This is a genomic window from Ferrimonas marina, assembly GCF_900129905.1.
In the GTDB taxonomy this organism is placed as follows: domain Bacteria; phylum Pseudomonadota; class Gammaproteobacteria; order Enterobacterales; family Shewanellaceae; genus Ferrimonas; species Ferrimonas marina.
In genome coordinates this window covers 275,404-295,009 of sequence record NZ_FQXG01000006.1, presented here as the reverse complement: position 1 = coordinate 295,009, position 19,606 = coordinate 275,404, and the positions used below count along the sequence as shown (strand labels likewise).

17 protein-coding genes are annotated in these 19,606 nt (G+C 63.4%); 10 read left to right on the top strand and 7 right to left on the bottom strand.

The genetic code is table 11. The features are described from left to right. Position 1 precedes the first annotated feature (1 nt). The gene (locus BUC04_RS15900; protein WP_067662555.1) at positions 2-907 is read left to right on the top strand and encodes a M28 family peptidase; all 906 of its coding nucleotides are present in this window, start codon (positions 2-4) and stop codon (positions 905-907) included. A 3-nt stretch (positions 908-910) separates the two neighbouring features. On the opposite strand, the gene metF is transcribed toward BUC04_RS15900, so the two are convergent. Genes metF through metB form a run of 3 tightly spaced genes read right to left on the bottom strand, consistent with a single transcriptional unit; the run spans position 911 to position 5,321 of the window. Continuing rightward, positions 911-1,798: a methylenetetrahydrofolate reductase gene (gene metF, locus BUC04_RS15895; RefSeq protein ID WP_067662553.1), complete on the bottom strand. Its 888-nt coding sequence runs from the start codon at positions 1,796-1,798 to the stop codon at positions 911-913. 16 nt (positions 1,799-1,814) lie between these two features. Next, positions 1,815-4,160, bottom strand: a complete 2,346-nt coding sequence (gene metL / locus BUC04_RS15890) for a bifunctional aspartate kinase/homoserine dehydrogenase II (protein WP_067662551.1) — start codon at positions 4,158-4,160, stop codon at positions 1,815-1,817. 15 nt (positions 4,161-4,175) lie between these two features. Beyond that, positions 4,176-5,321, bottom strand: a complete 1,146-nt coding sequence (gene metB, locus BUC04_RS15885) for a cystathionine gamma-synthase (protein WP_067662549.1) — start codon at positions 5,319-5,321, stop codon at positions 4,176-4,178. A 183-nt stretch (positions 5,322-5,504) separates the two neighbouring features. On the opposite strand from metB, the gene metJ reads away from it, so the two are divergent. The 3 genes from metJ to BUC04_RS15870 all read left to right on the top strand — a co-directional run bounded on the left by metJ (position 5,505) and on the right by BUC04_RS15870 (position 7,081). After that, positions 5,505-5,825 (top strand): met regulon transcriptional regulator MetJ, encoded by a 321-nt coding sequence (gene metJ, locus BUC04_RS15880; RefSeq protein ID WP_067662546.1) that lies wholly within the window; start codon positions 5,505-5,507, stop codon positions 5,823-5,825. A 66-nt stretch (positions 5,826-5,891) separates the two neighbouring features. Then, on the top strand, positions 5,892-6,629 hold the full coding sequence (locus BUC04_RS15875; RefSeq protein ID WP_067662543.1) for a sulfite exporter TauE/SafE family protein: 738 nt from the start codon (positions 5,892-5,894) through the stop codon (positions 6,627-6,629). A 71-nt stretch (positions 6,630-6,700) separates the two neighbouring features. Beyond that, positions 6,701-7,081, top strand: coding sequence for an ACT domain-containing protein (locus BUC04_RS15870; RefSeq protein ID WP_067662540.1), 381 nt, complete (start codon positions 6,701-6,703; stop codon positions 7,079-7,081). A 4-nt stretch (positions 7,082-7,085) separates the two neighbouring features. On the opposite strand, the gene BUC04_RS15865 is transcribed toward BUC04_RS15870, so the two are convergent. From BUC04_RS15865 to rpmE, 3 genes are all read right to left on the bottom strand, one after another. Continuing rightward, positions 7,086-8,381, bottom strand: a complete 1,296-nt coding sequence (locus BUC04_RS15865; RefSeq protein WP_067662537.1) for a MipA/OmpV family protein — start codon at positions 8,379-8,381, stop codon at positions 7,086-7,088. A 106-nt stretch (positions 8,382-8,487) separates the two neighbouring features. Then, complete coding sequence (locus BUC04_RS15860; RefSeq protein WP_067662534.1) at positions 8,488-9,741, bottom strand: malic enzyme-like NAD(P)-binding protein; 1,254 nt, start codon at positions 9,739-9,741, stop codon at positions 8,488-8,490. A gap of 289 nt (positions 9,742-10,030) precedes the next feature. After that, positions 10,031-10,246: a 50S ribosomal protein L31 gene (rpmE, locus tag BUC04_RS15855; protein ID WP_067662531.1), complete on the bottom strand. Its 216-nt coding sequence runs from the start codon at positions 10,244-10,246 to the stop codon at positions 10,031-10,033. A 334-nt stretch (positions 10,247-10,580) separates the two neighbouring features. On the opposite strand from rpmE, the gene priA reads away from it, so the two are divergent. The 5 genes from priA to BUC04_RS15830 all read left to right on the top strand — a co-directional run bounded on the left by priA (position 10,581) and on the right by BUC04_RS15830 (position 16,470). Further along, entirely contained in the window at positions 10,581-12,773 is a 2,193-nt protein-coding gene (priA, locus tag BUC04_RS15850; RefSeq protein WP_067662528.1) for a primosomal protein N', read from the top strand. 82 nt (positions 12,774-12,855) lie between these two features. Further along, positions 12,856-14,604, top strand: a complete 1,749-nt coding sequence (gene argS / locus BUC04_RS15845; protein ID WP_067662526.1) for an arginine--tRNA ligase — start codon at positions 12,856-12,858, stop codon at positions 14,602-14,604. 3 nt (positions 14,605-14,607) lie between these two features. Further along, positions 14,608-15,177, top strand: a complete 570-nt coding sequence (locus BUC04_RS15840) for an SPOR domain-containing protein (RefSeq protein ID WP_067662523.1) — start codon at positions 14,608-14,610, stop codon at positions 15,175-15,177. 422 nt (positions 15,178-15,599) lie between these two features. Next, complete coding sequence (locus BUC04_RS15835) at positions 15,600-16,199, top strand: tRNA-uridine aminocarboxypropyltransferase (RefSeq protein WP_073325992.1); 600 nt, start codon at positions 15,600-15,602, stop codon at positions 16,197-16,199. Positions 16,200-16,263: 64 nt separating this feature from the next. Further along, on the top strand, positions 16,264-16,470 hold the full coding sequence (locus BUC04_RS15830; protein WP_067664874.1) for a hypothetical protein: 207 nt from the start codon (positions 16,264-16,266) through the stop codon (positions 16,468-16,470). A gap of 32 nt (positions 16,471-16,502) precedes the next feature. Here BUC04_RS15830 and phbB read toward each other — a convergent pair whose 3' ends face one another. Next, positions 16,503-17,240, bottom strand: a complete 738-nt coding sequence (gene phbB, locus BUC04_RS15825; RefSeq protein WP_067664876.1) for an acetoacetyl-CoA reductase — start codon at positions 17,238-17,240, stop codon at positions 16,503-16,505. A gap of 224 nt (positions 17,241-17,464) precedes the next feature. Here phbB and BUC04_RS24000 point away from each other — a divergent pair, with 224 nt between their 5' ends. After that, positions 17,465-19,447, top strand: coding sequence for a methyl-accepting chemotaxis protein (locus BUC04_RS24000; RefSeq protein WP_067664878.1), 1,983 nt, complete (start codon positions 17,465-17,467; stop codon positions 19,445-19,447). Positions 19,448-19,606: the final 159 nt, after the last annotated feature.

Genomic DNA, 19,606 nt, shown 5'->3' with positions numbered 1-19,606 from the left:
TATGGTTCGCCTCTTTCCGGCCCTGTTCCTGCTCCTCTGCGGCTGCCAAAGCCCCCAGGCCCCCTGCCCGGCGCTAAGCCCTGATCCGGTGCTACTCGGCCAGCTGCAGCAAGATGTGCAGGCACTGACCGACCCGGCGATGGCGGGTCGTCGCACCGGCACCCCGGGGGCCATTCTTGCCGCGACCTACCTGCAGCAGCGCCTAAGTCCCCTGCCGCCCTGGCAGCAGGACTACCTCCACCCCTTCCAGTACGGACCGGGCTGGGCACCCAGGCAGGGGCTCAACCTGGTGGCCTGGGTCCCCGGTCCACCGCCCTATCGCCTGGTGGTGGCGCACTATGATCACCTGGGCCGGCACCAGGGTCAGATCTATCCCGGTGCCGATGACAACGCCAGCGGGGTGGCGGTGCTGCTGGCGCTGGCCCATCGGGCCCACCAGCAACCGCTGCCTCATGGGGTGATCTTTGCCGCCCTGGATGCGGAAGAGAATGGCCTCCACGGCAGCCAGGCGCTGCAACAGCAACTGGCCGAGGTGCCACTGGCGTGGGTGTTGAACCTGGATATGGTGGGCCGACCGGATCGGCAGGGCCATGGGCGATTGTGGTGGCGCCCGGGCTGGGAGCAGGGCGAGGCGGGCCTGGCCCAACTGCAGCAGACCGCCTGCCTGCGTAAGGGGCCGCGACGGATGAAGGGCGCCCGGGGCAGCAGCAAAGACAGCTATGACCCGCTCAAGGCCTCGGATCACTACCCCTTTCACCGGGCCGGTCTGCCCTGGTACTACCTGGGGGTCACCGCTCACAAGGATTACCACCGCACCACCGATAAGGCGGAGCGGCTGGATTACCCCTTTATGACCGGCATCACCGAGGGGGTCTGGCTGATACTCAGCGACCCCGACAGGGACTGAGGCTCACACCCCGGGACGCACCCCCAGGGCATGGCAGATGGCGTAGGACAGCTCCGCCCGATTGAGGGTGTAGAAGTGGAAATCACTGACCCCTTCCTTGGCCAGCACCTTGGCCATCTCGATCGCCACGTTGGCGCCCACCAGCTTGCGGGTCGCCGGGTCATCATCCAGACCATCGAACATGTGGTGCAGCCAGTTGGGCACCCGGATCTTGGCGAAGTCGGCAAACTTCAGCAGCTGCTGGTAGTTGGTGACCGGCAGGATCCCCGGCACGATCTCCGCTTCGATCCCCGCCGCGGCGCAGCGGTCACGAAAGCGCAGGTAGGCCTCGATGTCGAAGAAGAACTGGGTGATGGCCCGGTCCGCGCCGGCGTCGATCTTGCGCTTGAGGTTGATCAGATCCGCCTGGGCACTGCTGGCCTCCGGGTGCACCTCCGGATAGGCCGCCACCGAGATCTCGAAATCGTGCTCCTCCTTCAGCAGGGTCACCAGATCCGAGGCGTAGCGATTGGGGTTGGGCTGGCCCGCCGGCACGTCGCCGCGCAGGGCAACGATATGGCGTACCCCTTGCTGCCAGTACTGTCGCGCCAGCTGGCGCAGTTCGTCGTCACTGGCGTCCACCAGGGTCAGGTGCGGCGCCGCCTGCAGTTCAGTCTCGGCGTGGATCCGCTCGATCACCTTGTGGGTACGGTCACGCACGCCGGAGTTGGCCCCGTAGGTGACCGAAACAAACTTGGGTTTGAGCGGCGACAGACGCTGGATAGACTCCCACAGAGTCTCCTCCATCTGCGGCGTGCTGGGGGGAAAGAACTCGAACGAGACGTTGAGATCGGTCAGGGAGCTGAGGCGCTCATTCAATGCTTCCACTTGCTGTGCGTGATGAAATCCCATCTTGGTCTCCCTGGAATCAGTGCAGTAGGCGGCGGCAGATCGCCACCAAATCAGATTGTACGGCGGCCGCGGTCACCTCGCGGCCAGCCCCCGGGCCCTGGATCACCAGGCCATTGGGGTAGTGCTCACTGTAGAACAGGAACTGGTTGTCGCCCGGCGGCAGGCTGGCAAAGGGGTGATCCGGCGCCACCGGCTCCAGCCCCACCTTGGCGTTGAGTTTGCCCTCCGCCAGGGTCAGTGCGGCGGTGTAGCGCAGGCAGAGTCCCCGCGCCTGGGCCGATGCCAGGGCATCCTTCATCACCCCGTCCAGCTCATCGATGCGCTCGAGGAACTCGTCTGGGCTCAGTGCTGCCAGGCTATCCGGCACCAATGACTCCAGCCCGATCTGCTCCAGCTCCAGCTCCAATCCCGCCTCGCGGGCCAGGATCAGCAGCTTACGCTGCATGTCCACACCACCGAGATCCTCACGGGGATCCGGCTCGGTAAAGCCCTTGGCCTTGGCCTCCAGCACCAGCTGGGAAAACGGCTTGCTGCCATCGAAGTGGTGGAACAACCAACTCAGGGTACCGGAGAACACCCCCTCGATGCGGCTCAGGGTATCGCCGCCGCGCTGCAGGTCGTCGATGGCGTAGAACACCGGCAGACCGGCGCCGACGGTGGCGTTATAGCGCCAGTACAGGTGGCGCTGGGCCAGCTTGTTCTTGAGTTCGCGGTAGTTGTCCATCTGGTCACTGCCCGCCTGCTTGTTGGCGGAGATCAGATGAACGCCGTGGGACAGCAGCTGTGGGTAGGCCCGGGCCAGCTCGCCACTGGCGGTGATGTCGAGGAAGATCAGCTCATCGTAGGGCAGGCTAGCGGCCTGCTCGATCAAGGCATCCAGCTGGTAGGGCTGGGCCTGCTGCTCAAACTGGCTCTGCCATTGGGCGCAATCGATCCCCTCCGGCTGCAGCAGCGCCTGGGACCGACCCAGGATAGCCACCAGCGACAACTCCGCCTCCAGCTCATCGCTGATGCGACGCTGGTAGTGGGCAAACTGGGTCAGCCAGGCGGCACCGATGTTGCCTTTGCCCGCCACCAGCAGGCCAATCTTCTTCAATGGGCCGGCGCAGCGACGGTGGGCACGAGCGGTGAGGTCTGCCACCTCCTGCTCCGGCACCAGAGTGATCAGGGCCATGGCATCGGACTGTAACGGCCAGGCGCGACGCCCCAGCAGCCGGGCAAAGGCCCCCGCCAGGCGACCGGCATGACGGCTGACCAGGGCCACCATGCCCAGGCCCTCGACCCGCTCAAATTCTGGCGTCAGTTGCTCGCTCAGCAGCGACTCCGCCTGGGGCGCCTGCTCTTCGGTCAGCACCAGGGCGCCCTTATCCGGGTATTGCAGCAGCGGCAACAGGCCGTGCTCCGCCAGCAGCGATTGGGCGGCGGCCAGGCTGGCCACCGGCAGTTTCAGCACCACCACCCGGTCCAGGCTGGTGATCACCGGCTCCGCCCGGGCGCCTTGGTCGAGGATCTTGGTGTAGGGCTGCTCCGGGGTGTAGCTGGAGCGCACATGCAGCGCCATCGGCTGGCGCTTGAGCGGCTGCAGGGTGCGGCTGTGCAGCACCGGCGAGCCCAGGCGGGCCAATCGGTCGGCCTCCTCCAGCGACAGCTCCGCTTGCAAGCGGGCATCCTGCAGCAGGTTGGGATCGGCGTTGAACACGCCCTGGACGTCGGTCCAGATGGTGGCCTGGGCCACCCCGGCCAGGGCGGCGATCACCGTGGCACTGTAGTCGGAGCCGTTGCGGCCCAGCAAAACGCTGTCGCCGTCGCTGTTGCTGGCAACAAAGCCGGTGATCACCACCCGGGTATCCGGGTGGGACGCCAGGGTCTGGGCCAGGGCATCGGCGCTGCGCTGGTAATCCGGGGTCAGGTCGTCCTGCACGGTGAGGAAACGGCGGGCATCCAGGGCCAGGGCCTGGACCCCCAGTTGACCCAGCAGAGCTGCCAGCAAGCGAGCACTCCATACCTCGCCCAGCGCCTGGATCTGGGCCCGAGGTGGCTGCGGCTTGGCCAGCCACTGGCGCAGCTGAACCAGATCGGCACACAGCTGGGTTTTGAGGGCGCCGGCTTCCGGCCCCAGCAGCAGCTTAAGGATCAGCGCCTGCTGGAACTGCTCCAACTGTTGCAGCTCCGCTTCGTAGCCGCGCTGACTCTCTGCCCGCTGCAGCAGGGCGATCAATTGATTGGTGGTCTTGCCGGCGGCAGAGACCACCACCAGATCATCGCTGCTGCCCTGGGTCAGCAGGATATGGGCTACCCGGCGATAGCAATCGGCATCCGCCAGGCTGGAGCCCCCAAACTTGTGTAGAAAACGACGCGGCACGACTGTTCCTCCCTGTTAACCCAATGCCTGCTGCAGATCCGCCACCAGATCGGCGGGGTCTTCGATCCCCACCGAGATACGGATCAGGGCTTCGGAGATCCCGGCCTTGGCCCGGGCCTCCGGCACCATGCCACGGTGGGTCATGGTGCCCGGGTGTGCCGCCAGCGACTCCACCCCGCCCAGGCTCTCCGCCACGCTGAACACCTGTAGCCGCTCCAGGAAGGCGGGCACCGCGGCTTCACCGCCGGCCAGCTCGAAGCTGAGCATGGCACCAAAGCCGCTTTGCTGACGCTGGGCCAGCTGGTGTTGAGGGTGATCCGGCAGGCCGGGGTAGTAGATCTTGCCCACCGCCGGGTGGGACTGCAGCAGCGCCACCACCGCCTCGGCATTGGCCTGGTGCTGCTTCATCCGCAGTGGCAGGGTGCGCAGCCCGCGCAGGGTGAGATAGGCATCAAAGGCGCCACCTGTCAGGCCCAGGCAGTTGGCCCACCAGTCCAGTTGCTCCGCCAGCTCAGGATCCTTGGCGATCACCGCGCCACCAACCACATCGGAGTGGCCATTGATGTACTTGGTGGTGGAGTGCACCACGATGTCGGCACCCAGGCTCAGGGGCAGCTGCAGTACCGGCGACAGGAAGGTGTTGTCCACCACCACCAGGGCGCCGACCGCCTTGGCCTGGCCGGCAATCGCCTCGATGTCCACCAGCCGCAGCAGCGGATTGGACGGGGTCTCCAGCCACACCATCTTGGGCTTCTGCGCCAACGCCTCGGCCAGTGCCGCTTCATCGGTCTGGTCCACCACCAGCACCCGGTAGCCGCCCTTGGCCGCCACCGAGGTGAACAGCCGGTAGCTGCCACCGTAACAGTCGTGGGGCACCACCAGCAGATCGTCCTTGCCCAGCAGCGCAGTCACCGCGGTGATCGCCGCCATGCCGGTGGCGGTTACCACCGCACCGGCGCCGCCCTCCAGCTTGGCCAGGGCCTGGGACAGGGTGCCCCGGGTGGGGTTGCCGCTGCGGGCGTAATCGTACTGACGCGGCTGACCGTAGGCCTCGAAGCTGTAGTTGGTGGACAGGTAGATGGGCGGTACCACAGCCCCGTGCTGGGTATCGCTTTCGATCCCCTCACGGGCGGCAATGGTCGCGGACTTGAGCTGGCTCATCGGTGGCATCCTCCAAACTGACGCACAAAACTGGATTGCGATGATTGATTAAGGTAACGTTGCGATTATTGGGCGTCAAGACGTTTAGCCGTCTAAACGTGTAAGGGTTCAGATGGCAATACATTGACTCTCCCGGCCATGAGTTTAAAATTGCAATCGTTATCAAGACTTATAGGTGCATCGATGAGTATCGAGTGGAATGGCGAGTACATCAGCCCGTACGCGGAACACGGTAAGAAGAATGAGCAAGTAAAGAAGATTACTGTCTCTATTCCTCTGAAAGTATTGAAGATTCTTACCGATGAGCGTACCCGCCGACAGGTTAACAACCTGCGTCATGCCACCAACAGCGAGCTGTTGTGCGAGGCGTTCCTGCACGCCTACACCGGCCAGCCCCTGCCGGCGGATGAGGACCTGCGCAAGGACCGCCCCGACGGCCTGCCGGCAGAAGCCCGCGCCCTGATGGTGGAGCTGGGCCTGGACCCCGAGCAGATCGAAGAATAAGCCCCTCCCCCTGACCCAACGCCTGCCTCCGAGCAGGCGTTTTGTTCTCAACCGGAGCCATCGCCGATGATCCCCCTGTCCGAGCTGAGCCTGATCTGGCTGGTGGTCTGCCTCGGTGCCCTGGTGCAAAGCGCCATCGGCTTTGGCCTGGCGGTGGTGGTCACCCCGCTGCTCTACCTGATCGATCCCAGCTGGGTACCCGGCCCCATCATCATGATGGGGCTGCTGGTGTCGCTGTTCACCCTGGCCCGCACCGGCTTCACCCTGCAGATGGGGATCCTCAAGCCCGCCCTGTTGGGCCGACTGCCCGGCGGGGTGCTGGGTACCTGGCTGTTGCTGGTGGCCTCGGTACACTGGCTGGGATTGGCCATTGGCGCCATCGTGCTAATGGCGGTGTGGCTGACCCACCATAAGGTCAGCCTGGCCCTGACCGGCCGCAACCTGTTCGGTGCCGGGGTGATCTCCGGGGTGTTCGCCGCCATCTCCGCCATGGGGGGCCCGCCACTGGCCCTGCTGCTCAACAACAACCAGTCCGCTGCCGCCATGCGCAACACCCTGGCGGGCTTTTTCGTGTTCAGCGCCGCCCTGTCGTTGCTGTTGCTGTTGCTGGCCGGGGCCTTCGGCTGGGACGATTTCTTCAAGGGGCTGTGGCTGATCCCGCCGGTGTTCATCGGCTTTGTGCTGGGGGACCGGCTGGTGCAGCACGTCAATCCCGACCGACTGAAGCAAGCCACCCTGCTGCTGTGCGCCAGTGCCGGTGGCCTGCTGATCCTGCGCTCACTCTACTACCTGCTGACCACCTAGCCCTCACTGTGCCAGCGGCGAAGCTGGCACAGTGGGGGCAGTAGGATGGCAGCAATCGCCAAGGAGGCCCGATGCACCTGACCCTGCTCCCCACCGAGCTGCAGATCCTGCGTCTGCCGCCGCACAGCCCCATCGACCCCGCCTGGCTGGCGGCGCCCTTTTTCTCCCTCACCCGCACCGACGAGGAACTCTCGCTGGTGCTGCCGGCCAGTTGCACTGTAGAAGGGGCAAAAATGGAGCCCGGCTGGCGGGCCCTCAAGGTCGCCGGCCCGCTGGACTTCAGCCTGGTGGGGATCCTGGCTCAGTTAAGCCAGGTACTGGCCGACGCCGGGGTGTCGCTGTTCGCCCTCTCCACCTTCGATACCGATTATCTGTTGGTGAAAGCTGAGCGGTTGGAGGATGCCATCGACGCGCTGCAGCAGGCCGGCCATCAGATCGACCGGCGCCGCTAGCGCCTCAAAAGTGCCACTGCAGGGTGATGGTGTTGTAGTTGCTGCCGCCTTTGATGCGACCAAACTGGGAGGAGGTCTCGAAGATGGCGCTGCGGTGGTGCAGGCTGTAGCCCAGCCACAGGTTATCCAGCTTGGAGGTGCCAAACAGGTCGCCCAGGTTGGCATCCAGTGAGACATCGAGGTAGTTCATCAGGTTAGAGGGACGATAACCCTTGCGGTCCATCTCGATCTGCTCGATGTAGGTGATGTCCTTCACGTAGGACAGACCCTCCGCAGCACCGATGCGCCAGCGGATCGGCCAGGTGAAGGTGTAGTAGGCCTTGAACGACAGCACCCCCTCGTAGGTGGGGTCCTGCACCTCGGAGCTGTGGTGGTAGATAAAGCCCGGATTAAAGTAGACGTCGATGGGCAGCGAGAACAGCGACTGGGTCAGCGGGATCCCCCAGAACACCGAGGTCAGCTGGTTGCCAAAGGGATCCTCCACCCAGTCCCCCGCCAGGATATCCCCCATGTTGGACTCGGTCGCCCAGCCGTGGGCCAGCCGCACGTAATGCCCCTCGAGGGAAGAGAAGTCGTAGGGGGTGCCACGCTGCTTGCCCGGCTCCGGAAAGAAGCCAAAACCGACGAAGGTCTCCAGGTTATAGCGACTTTGTAGGGTGGGCAGATCGCCCAGGTCCCCGCCGAGGACATTCACCTCGGCGTTGCCCAGCAGGTAGAGGTTGCTGGCGACGTGGTAGCGCATCTCCAGCCCGGCACTGCCGCCGACGTCACTGCCCGCCTCGTACATGTTGAGGCCGTAATAGCGATCATTAAAGGCACTGGAGCGCCAGTCCAGTGACAGGGTTGGCCACAGCTCCAGGCCCCCCTCCTGGTGGTAGAAGCCGTAGCGCAGGTGACCATAGCTGCGGCCGCTGCCGTCACTGAGCAGTTCGACGTCAATGAAGTCTTGCTGACCCGGCAGGAAGCGATAGCGCAGGCCAGTATCGAAGCTGTCTTCCTGCACCTCGTTCTGAAACTCCCGGGGGATATCGAAGAAGCGATAGCGGGAAAACAGGGTGGCCTGATGCTGCTCGCCATTCCACAGGTGGATCCCCCCCTCCAAACCGTGCAGGTAGAAGTACTCCGACTGGAAGTACATCAGCGGCGTCATGTCCATCACCTGATCGACGTCGGTGTCGTAGGGGATATCGGCATAGCGGGCGCCAATGGCGATCCCCCATTGCGGCTTCTCTTCCGCACCGGGCACGGCGTACAGGGAAAAACTGGCCAGCAGGGCCAGAGCGGGGATCAATCTCAGCATCGAGTCGGTTCAGTGGGTCAGTTCAAAGAAAAAGGGCTCGCCTTGGCGAACCCTATTAGTGTAACTCCATTACTGACTGGAATCTGTACCGAATTTGGATCCCGTCCTATTCCGCGTCCGCCAGGTAATCCTCCGGCAGCGTGTCGATCCCCGCCACCCCGGATTCGATTGCCGCCAGCGCTACCGCCTTGGCGATGCGGGGCAGTAGTCGACTGTCCACCGGCTTGGGCAGCACATAGTCCGGGCCAAAGCGCATCTCGGTGGCGCCGTAGGCCTGCAGTACCGCCTCAGGCACCGGCTCCTTGGCCAGCTGACGCAACGCCTCCACTGCCGCCACCTTCATGGCGTCGTTGATCGCCCGGGCGCGCACATCCAGTGCGCCACGGAAGATAAAGGGGAAGCAGAGCACATTGTTGACCTGGTTGGGGTAGTCACTGCGCCCGGTGCCCATGATCACATCGGGGCGGGCCTGACGGGCCAGTTCCGGCTTTATCTCCGGATCCGGGTTGGAGCAGGCAAAGATCACCGGCTTGTCCGCCATCAGCTGCACGTCCTCGGCAGAGAGCAGGTCCGGACCGGAGACCCCGACAAAGACATCGGCATCGACAATCACCTCCTGCAGGGTGCGCTTATCGGTGTTGTTGGCGAACAGCTTCTTGTATTCGTTGAGGTCTTCCCGACGGGTATGGATCACGCCCTTGCGGTCGAGCATGTAGATCTTCTCCCGCATCGCGCCGCATTTGATCAGCAGTTCCATGCAGGCGATGGCGGCAGCACCCGCCCCCAGGCAGACGATGGTGCTGTCACATAGCGCCTTTCCCTGGATCTCCAACGCGTTGAGCATGCCGGCGGCGGTGACGATGGCGGTGCCGTGCTGATCATCATGGAACACCGGCACCTGGCAGCGTTCAATCAGCTGCTTCTCAATCTCGAAGCACTCCGGCGCGCGGATATCTTCCAGGTTGATGCCACCGAAGGTGTCGGCAATGTTGGCCACGGTGTCGATGAACTCCTCGGGCGTGCGGTGCTTTACCTCGATATCGATGGAATCAATGTTGGCAAAGCGCTTGAACAGCAGGGCCTTGCCCTCCATCACCGGCTTCGAGGCCAGCGGGCCCAAATTACCCAGCCCGAGGATAGCGGTGCCGTTGGTGATCACCGCCACCAGGTTGCCCTTGTTGGTGTAACGGAACGCCTCGTCCGGGTTGGCGGCGATCTCCCGCACCGGTTCAGCCACACCCGGGCTGTAGGCCAGGGCAAGGTCGTGTTGAGTCTCGGCGGGTTTGGTAAGGGCAATGCTGATTTTGCCGGGGACGGGTTGGGCGTGGTATTCCAGAGCTTGTTCGCGCAGATCGGTCATTGTGCTGTTATCCCAGTCACTGAGGGTGAAAATTCATAGGGAACGCGCAAAACATACTCCGTTGGCAGGCAAAATCAATGCACAGCTCACAAAAATTCACAAACTGTCACCTGAATCATATGTATCAGAGATGAAGTGTGATCTTTGCGTTACTTAAAGGGGTCGACGGCCAGGGCAGAGCGAGGAAGGAAGAGAGGCAGGATCAGATGGGTCCGATGGCAAAACGGGAACGCGAGGCAAAAAGAAGGGGCGCCACACTGGGCGCCCCTCTTCGAACCTAATGGCTGTCTTACTTCTTGGAAGACAGAGAGCCGAAACGGTTCTTGAACTTCTCAACACGACCGCCGGTGTCTACAACCTTCTGCTTACCGGTGTAGAACGGGTGGCACTCGGAGCACACATCCAGGTGGATGTCTTTGGCAACGGTGGAGCGGGTCTTGATCACGTTACCGCAGGAGCAGTTGGCGGTGATCTCTACGTAGTTCGGGTGGATACCTTGTTTCATGGGAAACCTCAATCAAAGGCCGTGTCGCTATCCGATTCTAAGCCGGACACCACACGTAGTTACACATAGGTTTAGGGCGCGAAATTCTATAGCAACCACGGCCCATCCGCAACTGCCATTGGTGATTTTCTGCACCGTTTTGCCAACCCATTGCGCCTCAATGGATTAAAGCCTTGTTCCGACTCAAGCTTTCGGCCCGGCAGCCTGGCCTATCCCTGCTCGCCCTGGATCGCGTTTTCTCCGGAAGTCCCAGTGAATTATCGCTTTTGTTCTGAGAAACCCGGGCGGCTCTGATAGGGTAATAAGCACTTAGCCAATCTCAGTCCAATCCCAACTGCCCGTGTTTATACAGATCGCCCTGCCGGTGCCTCTGCCCCGCCTGTTCAGCTACCTGCCCATCGAGGGCGAGCCCCTGCCCAAGATCGGCGCACGGGTCAGGGTGCCCTTTGGCCAACGCCAGCAGATCGGCTTTGTGGTGGCCCTCGCCGAGCAGTGCGATCTACCCGCCAGCAAGCTCAAGCCCCTCACCGAGGTGCTGGACCCGGAGCCATTACTGCCCCCCAGCCTGTGGAAGTTGGCCAATACCGCCAGCCGCTACTACCTGTCGCCGCTGGGGATGGTGCTGCCCCAGCTGCTGCCGGTCAAGCTGCGCAAGGGGGAAGACAGCGAACCCAAGGCCCGGGGGATCTGGCAACTGACCGAGGCGGGTCAACAGGCCGACGCCAACGGCCTCAAACGGGCTCCGCAACAGGCCCGGCTGCTGGCCTTTTTGCAGCGCCAGGGACAGCTTGAGGATGACAGGGTCAGCGAGCTGGAGTTCAGCCGCACCGCCCTTAAGGGACTGGAGCAGAAAGAGCTGCTGCAGTTGGACTGGCAAACCCCACAGCTGAGCGCCGACTGGCCCACCGAGTTTGAGCTGGGGGAAACCCCACCCACCCTCAACGCCGAACAGGCGGTGGCGGTGGCGGCGATCCAGGCCGACACCGGTTTTGCCGCCTACCTGCTGGATGGGGTGACCGGCTCCGGTAAAACCGAGGTCTACCTGACAGTGATGGAGCAGGTGCTGCGCCGGGGCCAGAACGTGCTGGTGCTGGTGCCGGAGATCGGGCTGACGCCGCAAACCATCGCCCGCTTCCAGCGCCGCTTCCCGCTGCCGATGGAGGTGCTGCACTCCAACGTCAATGACAGCGAGCGGCTGGCCAGCTGGCAGCGCGCCCGGGCCGGTGCCGCGGCCATCGTGCTGGGTACCCGATCTGCCCTGTTCACCCCCCTGCCCAAGCTGGGGCTGATCGTCATCGACGAAGAGCACGACGCCAGCTTCAAGCAGCAGGAGGGGTTTCGCTACCATGGCCGTGACCTTGCGGTGATGCGGGCCCAGCTGCAACAGGTGCCAATCATCCTCGGCAGCGCCACGCCGTCGCTGGAGACCCTCAACAACGTGCAATCCGGTCGCTACCGCAAGCTGGAGCTGAGTCAGCGCGCCGGCCTGGGCCGACCGGTAAAGCAAATCCTGCAGGACATCCGCAATCAAAACCTGGACGCCGGCCTGTCATCCCCGCTGATCGAGCGGATCCGCACCCACCTGGAGGCGGGCAACCAGGTGATGCTGTTCCTTAATCGCCGTGGCTTTGCCCCGGCGCTGCTGTGCCAAGAGTGTGGTCACCTGCATGAGTGTCAGCGCTGCGACGCCTTCTACACCGTCCACCAGGGCGCCAACATGGTGATGTGCCACCACTGCGGCAGCCAGCGTAACCTGCCCAAGCAGTGTCCCGACTGCGGCTCCACCCAACTGTTCACCCGCGGGGTCGGCACTGAACAGCTGGAGGGGGCACTGGAGCGGTTGTTCCCCGGCTACCCCTCGGTCCGCATCGACCGCGACTCCACCAGTCGCAAGGGCAGCCTGGAGGACAAGCTGGAGCTGATCCGCTCGGGCCAGGCCAAGATACTGGTGGGCACCCAGATGCTGGCCAAGGGTCACCACTTCCCCGACGTCACCCTGGTGGCGATGCTGGACGTTGATTCAGCGCTGTTCTCCGCCGATTTCCGCGCCGCCGAGCGGCTGGCCCAGCTCTACGTCCAGGTGGCGGGCCGCGCCGGCCGGGCCAGCAAGGCCGGCGAGGTGGTGTTGCAGACCCACCAGCCGGAACACCCGTTGCTGCACCAGCTGATGGGGGCGGGCTACGGCGCCTTTGCCGGTGACGCCCTGACCGAGCGCAAACAGGCGCAGCTGCCGCCCTATTGGCAGTTGGCCATCCTCCGGGCGGAGTCCGGTCAGGGCCCGCTGGCCCAGCAGTTTATTCGCAACGCCAAGGGTCTGCTTCAGGGCGAGGGAGTGCAGATGATCGGTCCGATGCCGGCGCCGATGGAGCGCAAGGCGGGCAAGTTCCGTTTCCAGGCGCTGATCCTGGCCCCCAAACGGCCCCAGCTGCAGCAGGCGTTGGAGGCCTGGCTGCCCCAGCTGCAGGCGCTGGAGCCGGATCGCCGGGTTCGCTGGCACCTGGAGCGCGATCCCCAAGATCTGCTGTAGTTTTTAGCCTCTGGGCCAGTTAAACTACCGGGTTCGATAATCCATCGACTTTGGTCCGTTTTTCCCGCTTTTTGGTGTCCAGATGAAAGAGCATATCCAGCAGTTACTTGAGCAAACCGTATCCCGTTTGAAAGCGGAGGCGATCATCCCCGCCGATGCCGCCCCCCGCGTTCAGGTAGATCGCACCAAGGATAAGAGCCACGGCGACCTGGCCACCAACCTGGCGATGATGCTGGCCAAGCCCGCCAAGAAGAACCCGCGCGAGCTGGCGGGATTGATCATCGATCACCTGCCCGCCTCTGAGCTGGTGGCCAAGACCGAGATCGCCGGCCCCGGCTTTATCAACTTCTTCCTGGATCCGCGCTTCCTGGCCAAGCAGATCGAGGCGATGGCAGACAGCGACCGCGCCAACATCGCCCCGGTAGCCGCACCCCAGACCATCGTCACCGACTACTCCGCCCCCAACGTGGCCAAGGAGATGGCGGTGCACCACATCCGCTCCACCGTGATCGGTGATGCCGTGACCCGCACCCTGGAGTTCATGGGCCATAAGGTGATCCGCGCCAACCACATCGGCGACTGGGGCACCCAGTTCGGCATGCTGATCGCCTACCTGGAGAAGATGGAGAACGAAAACGCCGCCGACATGGACCTGTCGGACCTGGAAGCCTTCTACCGGGAAGCGAAGAAGAACTACGACACCGACGAGGCCTTCGCCGAGCGCGCCCGTAACTACGTGGTTAAGCTGCAAGGCGGTGACCAGTACTGCAACACCATGTGGCGCAAGCTGGTGGACATCACCATGGCGCAGAACCAGGCGATCTACGACCGCCTAGGCGTTTCCCTGAGCAACGACAACATCGCCGGGGAAAGCCTCTACAACCCGATGCTGCCGGAGATCGTCGCCGATCTGACCGCCCAGGGCCTGGCGGTGGAAGACGACGGTGCCACCGTGGTGTTCCTGGAAGAGTTCAAAGGCAAGGACGGCAACCCCATGGGGGTGATCATCCGTAAGCGCGACGGTGGCTACCTGTACACCACCACCGACATCGCCGCAGCCAAGTACCGGGTTGATAACTACCAGGCCGACCGCATCCTCTACTTCATCGATTCCCGTCAGGCCCAACACCTGCAGCAAGCCTGGCTGATCGCCCGCAAGGCCAACTACCTGCCGGAGAGCACCACCACCGAGCACTGCGCCTTCGGCATGATGCTGGGCAAGGACGGCAAGCCGTTCAAGACCCGCAGCGGTGGCACCGTTAAGCTGGCGGATCTGCTGGAGGAAGCGCACCAACGCGCGGTCAAGCTGATCGGCGACAAGAACCCGGATCTGCAGGGTGACGAGCTGGAGCGCATCGCCCACACCGTGGCGATGGCGGCGGTGAAGTACTCGGATCTGAACAAGAACCGCACCACCGATTACGTGTTCGACTGGGACAACATGTTGACCTTCGAGGGCAACACCGCGCCCTACATGCTCTACGCCTACAGCCGGATCCAGTCTATCTTCCGCAAGGCCGGGATCGATGCCGCCAGCCTCAATGGTGAGATCACCCTGAGCCACGAGAAAGAGGAAGCCCTGGCCAACAAACTGGCCCAGTTCAACGATGCCGTGAACGGCGTCGCCAACAAGGGCATGCCGCACCTGATGTGCACCTACCTGTACGAGCTGGCCGGTGCCTTTATGAGCTTCTACGAGGCCTGCCCCATCAACAAGGATGGCGTCAGCGAGCAGGACAAGGCCAGTCGCCTGCGCCTGTGTCAGGCCACCGCCAACACCCTCAAGGTGGGCCTGAGCCTGCTGGGCATCGACGTGCTGGAGCGGATGTAAGCAATGACCCGGGACTACGCTGGCAAGGGACGTTCCAGCCGCCGCGGGGCTCAGCGCCGCGGCAAGGCACCGGCCAAGAAACCCTTTCCCTGGCCGATGGCGCTATTGGCCACGGCGCTGCTGTGCCTGTTTGGCTATGTCCTGGTCAGCATCAAGGGCGCCAGCGAAGGCCGTTTCGATGAGCCGGAGCCGGTGCCCACTGCACCGGTCGCTACCCCGAAGCCCGAGCCAAAGCCGGAGACGGCGCTGCCGGAGCCGCCGAAGGAGGAGTGGGGCTACATCGATCGGCTGATCGACAACAGCGTCGAGGTGGAGCTGCCCGAGGTACAAGCCAGTGGCGGCCCCTACCAGATGCAGTGTGGCTCGTTCCGCACCGAGGCCCAGGCCGACACCATGCGCGCCACCATCGCCTTCCAGGGGATGGAGTCCCAGGTGCGACGCACCGAGGGCAGCAATGGCGTCTGGTACCGGGTGGTGCTGGGCCCCTACGAACGTAAGCGTGCGGCGGAAGCCCATCGCCACGCCCTGCAGCGGGCCGGCATCAACGGCTGCCAGATCTGGAACTGGAATTAAGGTGCTAGGTGCTAGGTGCTAGGTGCTAGGTGCTAGGTGCTAGGTGCTAGGTGCTAGGTGCTAGGTGCTAGGTGCTAGGTGCTAGGTGCTAGGTGCTAGGTGCTAGGTGCTAGGTGCTAGGTGCTAGGTGCTAGGTGCTAGGTGCTAGGTGCTAGGTGCTAGGTGCTAGGCAGCAAGCCTAGAATCTTAGCCATGACAGTCAACGCTTTTCCTTTTACCTAGAAGGGCTTGGCCCGGCCCAGTACCTGCTCTTCCTAAGCTTTTCCTAGCTCCTAGAAGGGCTTTGCCCGACCTAGTACCTGCTGTTCCTAACTCCTAGCAGGGCGAAGCCCGACCTAGCGCCTAGGCTTTCCTAGTAATCCAGCAGGGCTTGGCTCGACCTGGGAGCTGCCTTGAACCCGGACATTTAGCGAAACCGAAAAATGACCATCCCAGAAGACGGCAAACGCCGCTATTGTCCCCGCTGTGGGCGACCTCAGCGCACCTGCCTGTGCGCCCATATCCGCCCCCTGATTCACCGCACGCCAGTGCACATCCTGATGCACCCCAGTGAGCTGAAGGCCGCCAAGGGCACCGCCAGACTGACCTGCCAGATCCTCACCCAGGGCCAGCTTTGGGTCGGTGAAACAGAACAGGATTTCGCCCCCCTGCGACAGGCCTTGAAGGGCTTCAAGCCCCAGCTGCTCTATCCGGGCCCCCAGGCCCAAGCGGTGGAGCAGTGCCCGCCAGACCCCGATCGGGCCCTGCTGTTGCTGGACGGGACCTGGCGCAAGACCCACAAGCTGTTGCAACTCAACCCCTGGCTACAGCAACTGCCCTGCCTCAGCTTTGCCCACCCGCCCCAGGGCGACTACCAGATCCGCAAGGCCCATCGCAGCGACAGCCTGTCGACCCTGGAGGCTACCGCCTACGCCCTGCATCAGTTGGAGGGGCTGGATCCTGCGCCACTGCACGACGCCTTTACCGCGCTGAAGCAGAGCCAGCTGGCCCATATGCCCGCCCAGGTCCGCGCCCGCTATTAAAGGGTTGCACCCCACACCACAATTGATAATAATTCTCAATAACATTTAATCGATGGGGATAATCATGGCGCAGGTAAGGTTCGAGGTGGACAGTGCGGTGATCGCGGGGTTGCTGCAGCAGGGCAGCTTGTGTGTGGCCCAGCTGCGTGCGCTGGATCCGGCCAGTAAGGCGATGCTGTGGCAGCTATGCCTGGAAAGCTGCGCCGGCCACCGGCGTGACCAGCAAGAGCAGGTGATCTGCCCAAGCTGGCAACAACAAAGCCGCCCCTAGGGCGGCTTGTTTCATCCGGTCAGACGCCGGTGTTACATGTACTGACCACCGTTGATGGACAGGTTGGAGCCGGTAATGAAGCCGGACTGCTCGTCCGCCAGGAACAATACCGCCCGGGCGATCTCTTCCGGCTGGCCAAAGCGCTTCACCGGGATCTGCTGGCGGATCCCCTCGCGGATCTCCTCCTTGATGGCGCGGATCATATCGGTCTCGATGTAACCGGGGGAGATGGTGTTAACCGTGACCCCTTTGGCGGCCACTTCCTGGGCCAGTGACTTGGTGAAGCCATACATGCCCGCCTTGGCGGCGGCGTAGTTGGTCTGGCCAAACTGGCCCTTCTCACCGTTGATGGAGGAGATGCTGATCACCCGGCCGTAGCCGCGCTCGATCATCCCCGGGATCACCGCGCGGGACAGGTTGAACACGCTGTCCAGGTTGGTCTCCATCACCTTGCGCCACTGCTCACTGGCCATCTTCTTGAGCTGACCGTCCCAGGTGATACCGGCGTTGTTCACCAACACCGAGATGGGCCCGACGGTCTCTTCGATATCCAGCACCACGCGCTGGCACTCGTCGAAATCCGACACATTAAACGGCAACACTTTGACCGTAGGATGGCTCTCAGCCAACTCGCCGGCATGTCGTTGGGCGTTACTGCTATTCGGTTGGCATCCTGCCACTACTTGGTATCCGGCCTCCGCCAGAGACTTGGTCAGGGTCAGACCGATTCCACCAAGACCACCGGTGATCAAAGCGACTTTGCGTTCCATGCTGGGTACTCCTCTCGACTAGTTTGACAGCACTAATATAGAACCCTTCGTGTGACGATTGCATGAAATGAAACCATAACCTGACCACCTTTTGAGCGAAATCAAATGAGGTCATAAAGGTGTCACATGGCTGTCGTATTTGTTGGCACCGCCAAGTCACTGATACCCATACCGTCATGTCGTTTTTTGCTCGAAAGCTCGCGTCACTTACGCTGGTGCAGCGATTGTCCATCTCCATGGCCACGCTGTTCACCATCGCTCTCGGTCTGGTGCTTTCTGCACTTTGGGGCCTCAATGCCCTCTCCACCACCGTCGATCAGCTGGGTGAAGAGGCTCTGCCCATTGCCCATCAAGCGGGCGAGATCGAACGGGCGGTACTGCAGCTGGACCAGTCTCTGCGCAATGCCATCGGCAGCGGCAATCACACCGACTTCGACCAGCGGCGCCAACCCTACCAGCAGGCGCAGCAACAACTGCAAACCGCTCTGGCCCGCCTAGAGCAATCCGCTACCCAGTACCCGCACGACTGGCTGACCCAGGGCTTCGAGGCGATCAGCGCTGACAGCCACAAGGTGATGGCGCAGATGGATGTCATCATGGCGCAGACCGAACAGCGCCTGACCATCGAGCAGACCCTCAATGAGGGCCGCGGCTACCTGCTGTTTTCGGTCAACTCGGTGCGCAACGAGATGGCCCGCCTTTACCCCCTGCTGTTTGAGCAAATCCCGGGCGCCAACGACGCCTACGACAGCTTTATCAGCGGCGCCGGCGGCCTGGTGGGGGCCCTGATCCAACTCTCCACCGCCACCACGCCGGAGCAGGCCCAGGCCCAGTACCGGGAGGTGCGCGCCTACGTCAGCCGGATGCGGTTCCAGTACGACAGCCTGGCCGATCTGAACAGCGAACTGAATGAGTTCCCCTCCGCGGTCTCGGCGCTGGAGGTGCTGGAGCAGGCCGCCAGTCGTGACGGCCTGTTCAGCCAGGAGGTGGAACGGGTCACCCTCAGCTACCAGAGCCAGCAGGCACTGACTGAGCTGCTGCCTCAGCTGGCCCAGCTCGGCGCCCTGTCGGAGGATCTTCTGTACCGCAGTAACGCCCTGGTGGAGCAAGGCCAGGTCGACACCCAGACCACCCTGGAGCAGAGCCGCCAACTGCTACTGATCCTCACCGCCCTCGGTGCCCTGCTCACCGCCTGGCTGGTGCAGCGCATTGTGGTGCTGTTGCGCCACAGCCTGGCGGAGCTGAAAAGCGCCATCAAGGCCACCGCCGCCGGCAACTTCACCCACGTCTGCCGGGTCGACAGCCCGGCGGAGTTCAACCAGCTGGCCAAATGGCTCAACCAGGCCAACAGCCGTAACCGCGACGTGATGTCCCGGCTGCGCCGCGGCGGTGAAGAGCTGAGCCAGGCCGCCGGTGCCAGCTCCCGGATCAGCCATCAGCAGCAACAGTCACTGGCGGCTCAGGCGGCCCAGACCACCCAGATCGCCGCCGCCGTGGCAGAGCTGGACGCCAGCATGCAGGGGATCGCCGAGGCCACCACCCTGACGCTGGAGGACAGCCGTCGCAGCGCCGAGCTGGCCCAACAGGGACAGCAAGCCCTGGATGCCACCGGCCAACACCTGGACGCGCTGTCCCGTCACCTGGGGGACAACGATGGCCGCATGGCGGAGCTGGATGAACAGGTCGATCAGATTGGCGCGATTGCCGAGGTGATCAACAACATCGCCGATCGCACCAACCTGTTGGCGCTCAACGCCGCCATTGAGGCGGCCCGGGCCGGAGAACAGGGCCGCGGCTTTGCCGTGGTGGCGGACGAGGTGCGCAAGCTGGCGGCCCAGACCCGCGAGCAGACCGACTCCATCGAGGCGATGATCCAGACCCTGCACAGCGCCGCTGCCAACGCCCGCGACTCGATCCAGGCCAGTCGCGATGAGATGAGCCGCACCGAGCAACTGCGCCAGCAGCTGGACAGCGCCACCGAGCAGATCCACCAAGCGGTAGTAATGGTGCAGAGCCGGGCGGACAGCATCAGCGCCGCCACCACCGAACAGACCGAGCAGTGCCACCAGATCAACGCCGGTATCCGCCAACTGGCGGAGCAGGCGGAATCCCGCCAGGGCCAGATCGACGACCTGTCGGTGCAATCGGACCAGGTGGCGGGCATCGCCCGGGAGCAGCAGGAGAAGCTGGCCCAGTTCCAGGTCTGAGCACGACACCAGTATGCCCAGGGGCGAGTCCGGCGGACTCGCCCTTTTTCTTGTCCTTTGGCTTGCCCTGAAGATACTGGCCAGCAACTGCTGGCCAAACCTTCACTGATCCGGCTCACCAGCGGCTGGTGTTTTGCCTCCCCATCGGTACAATCTCGC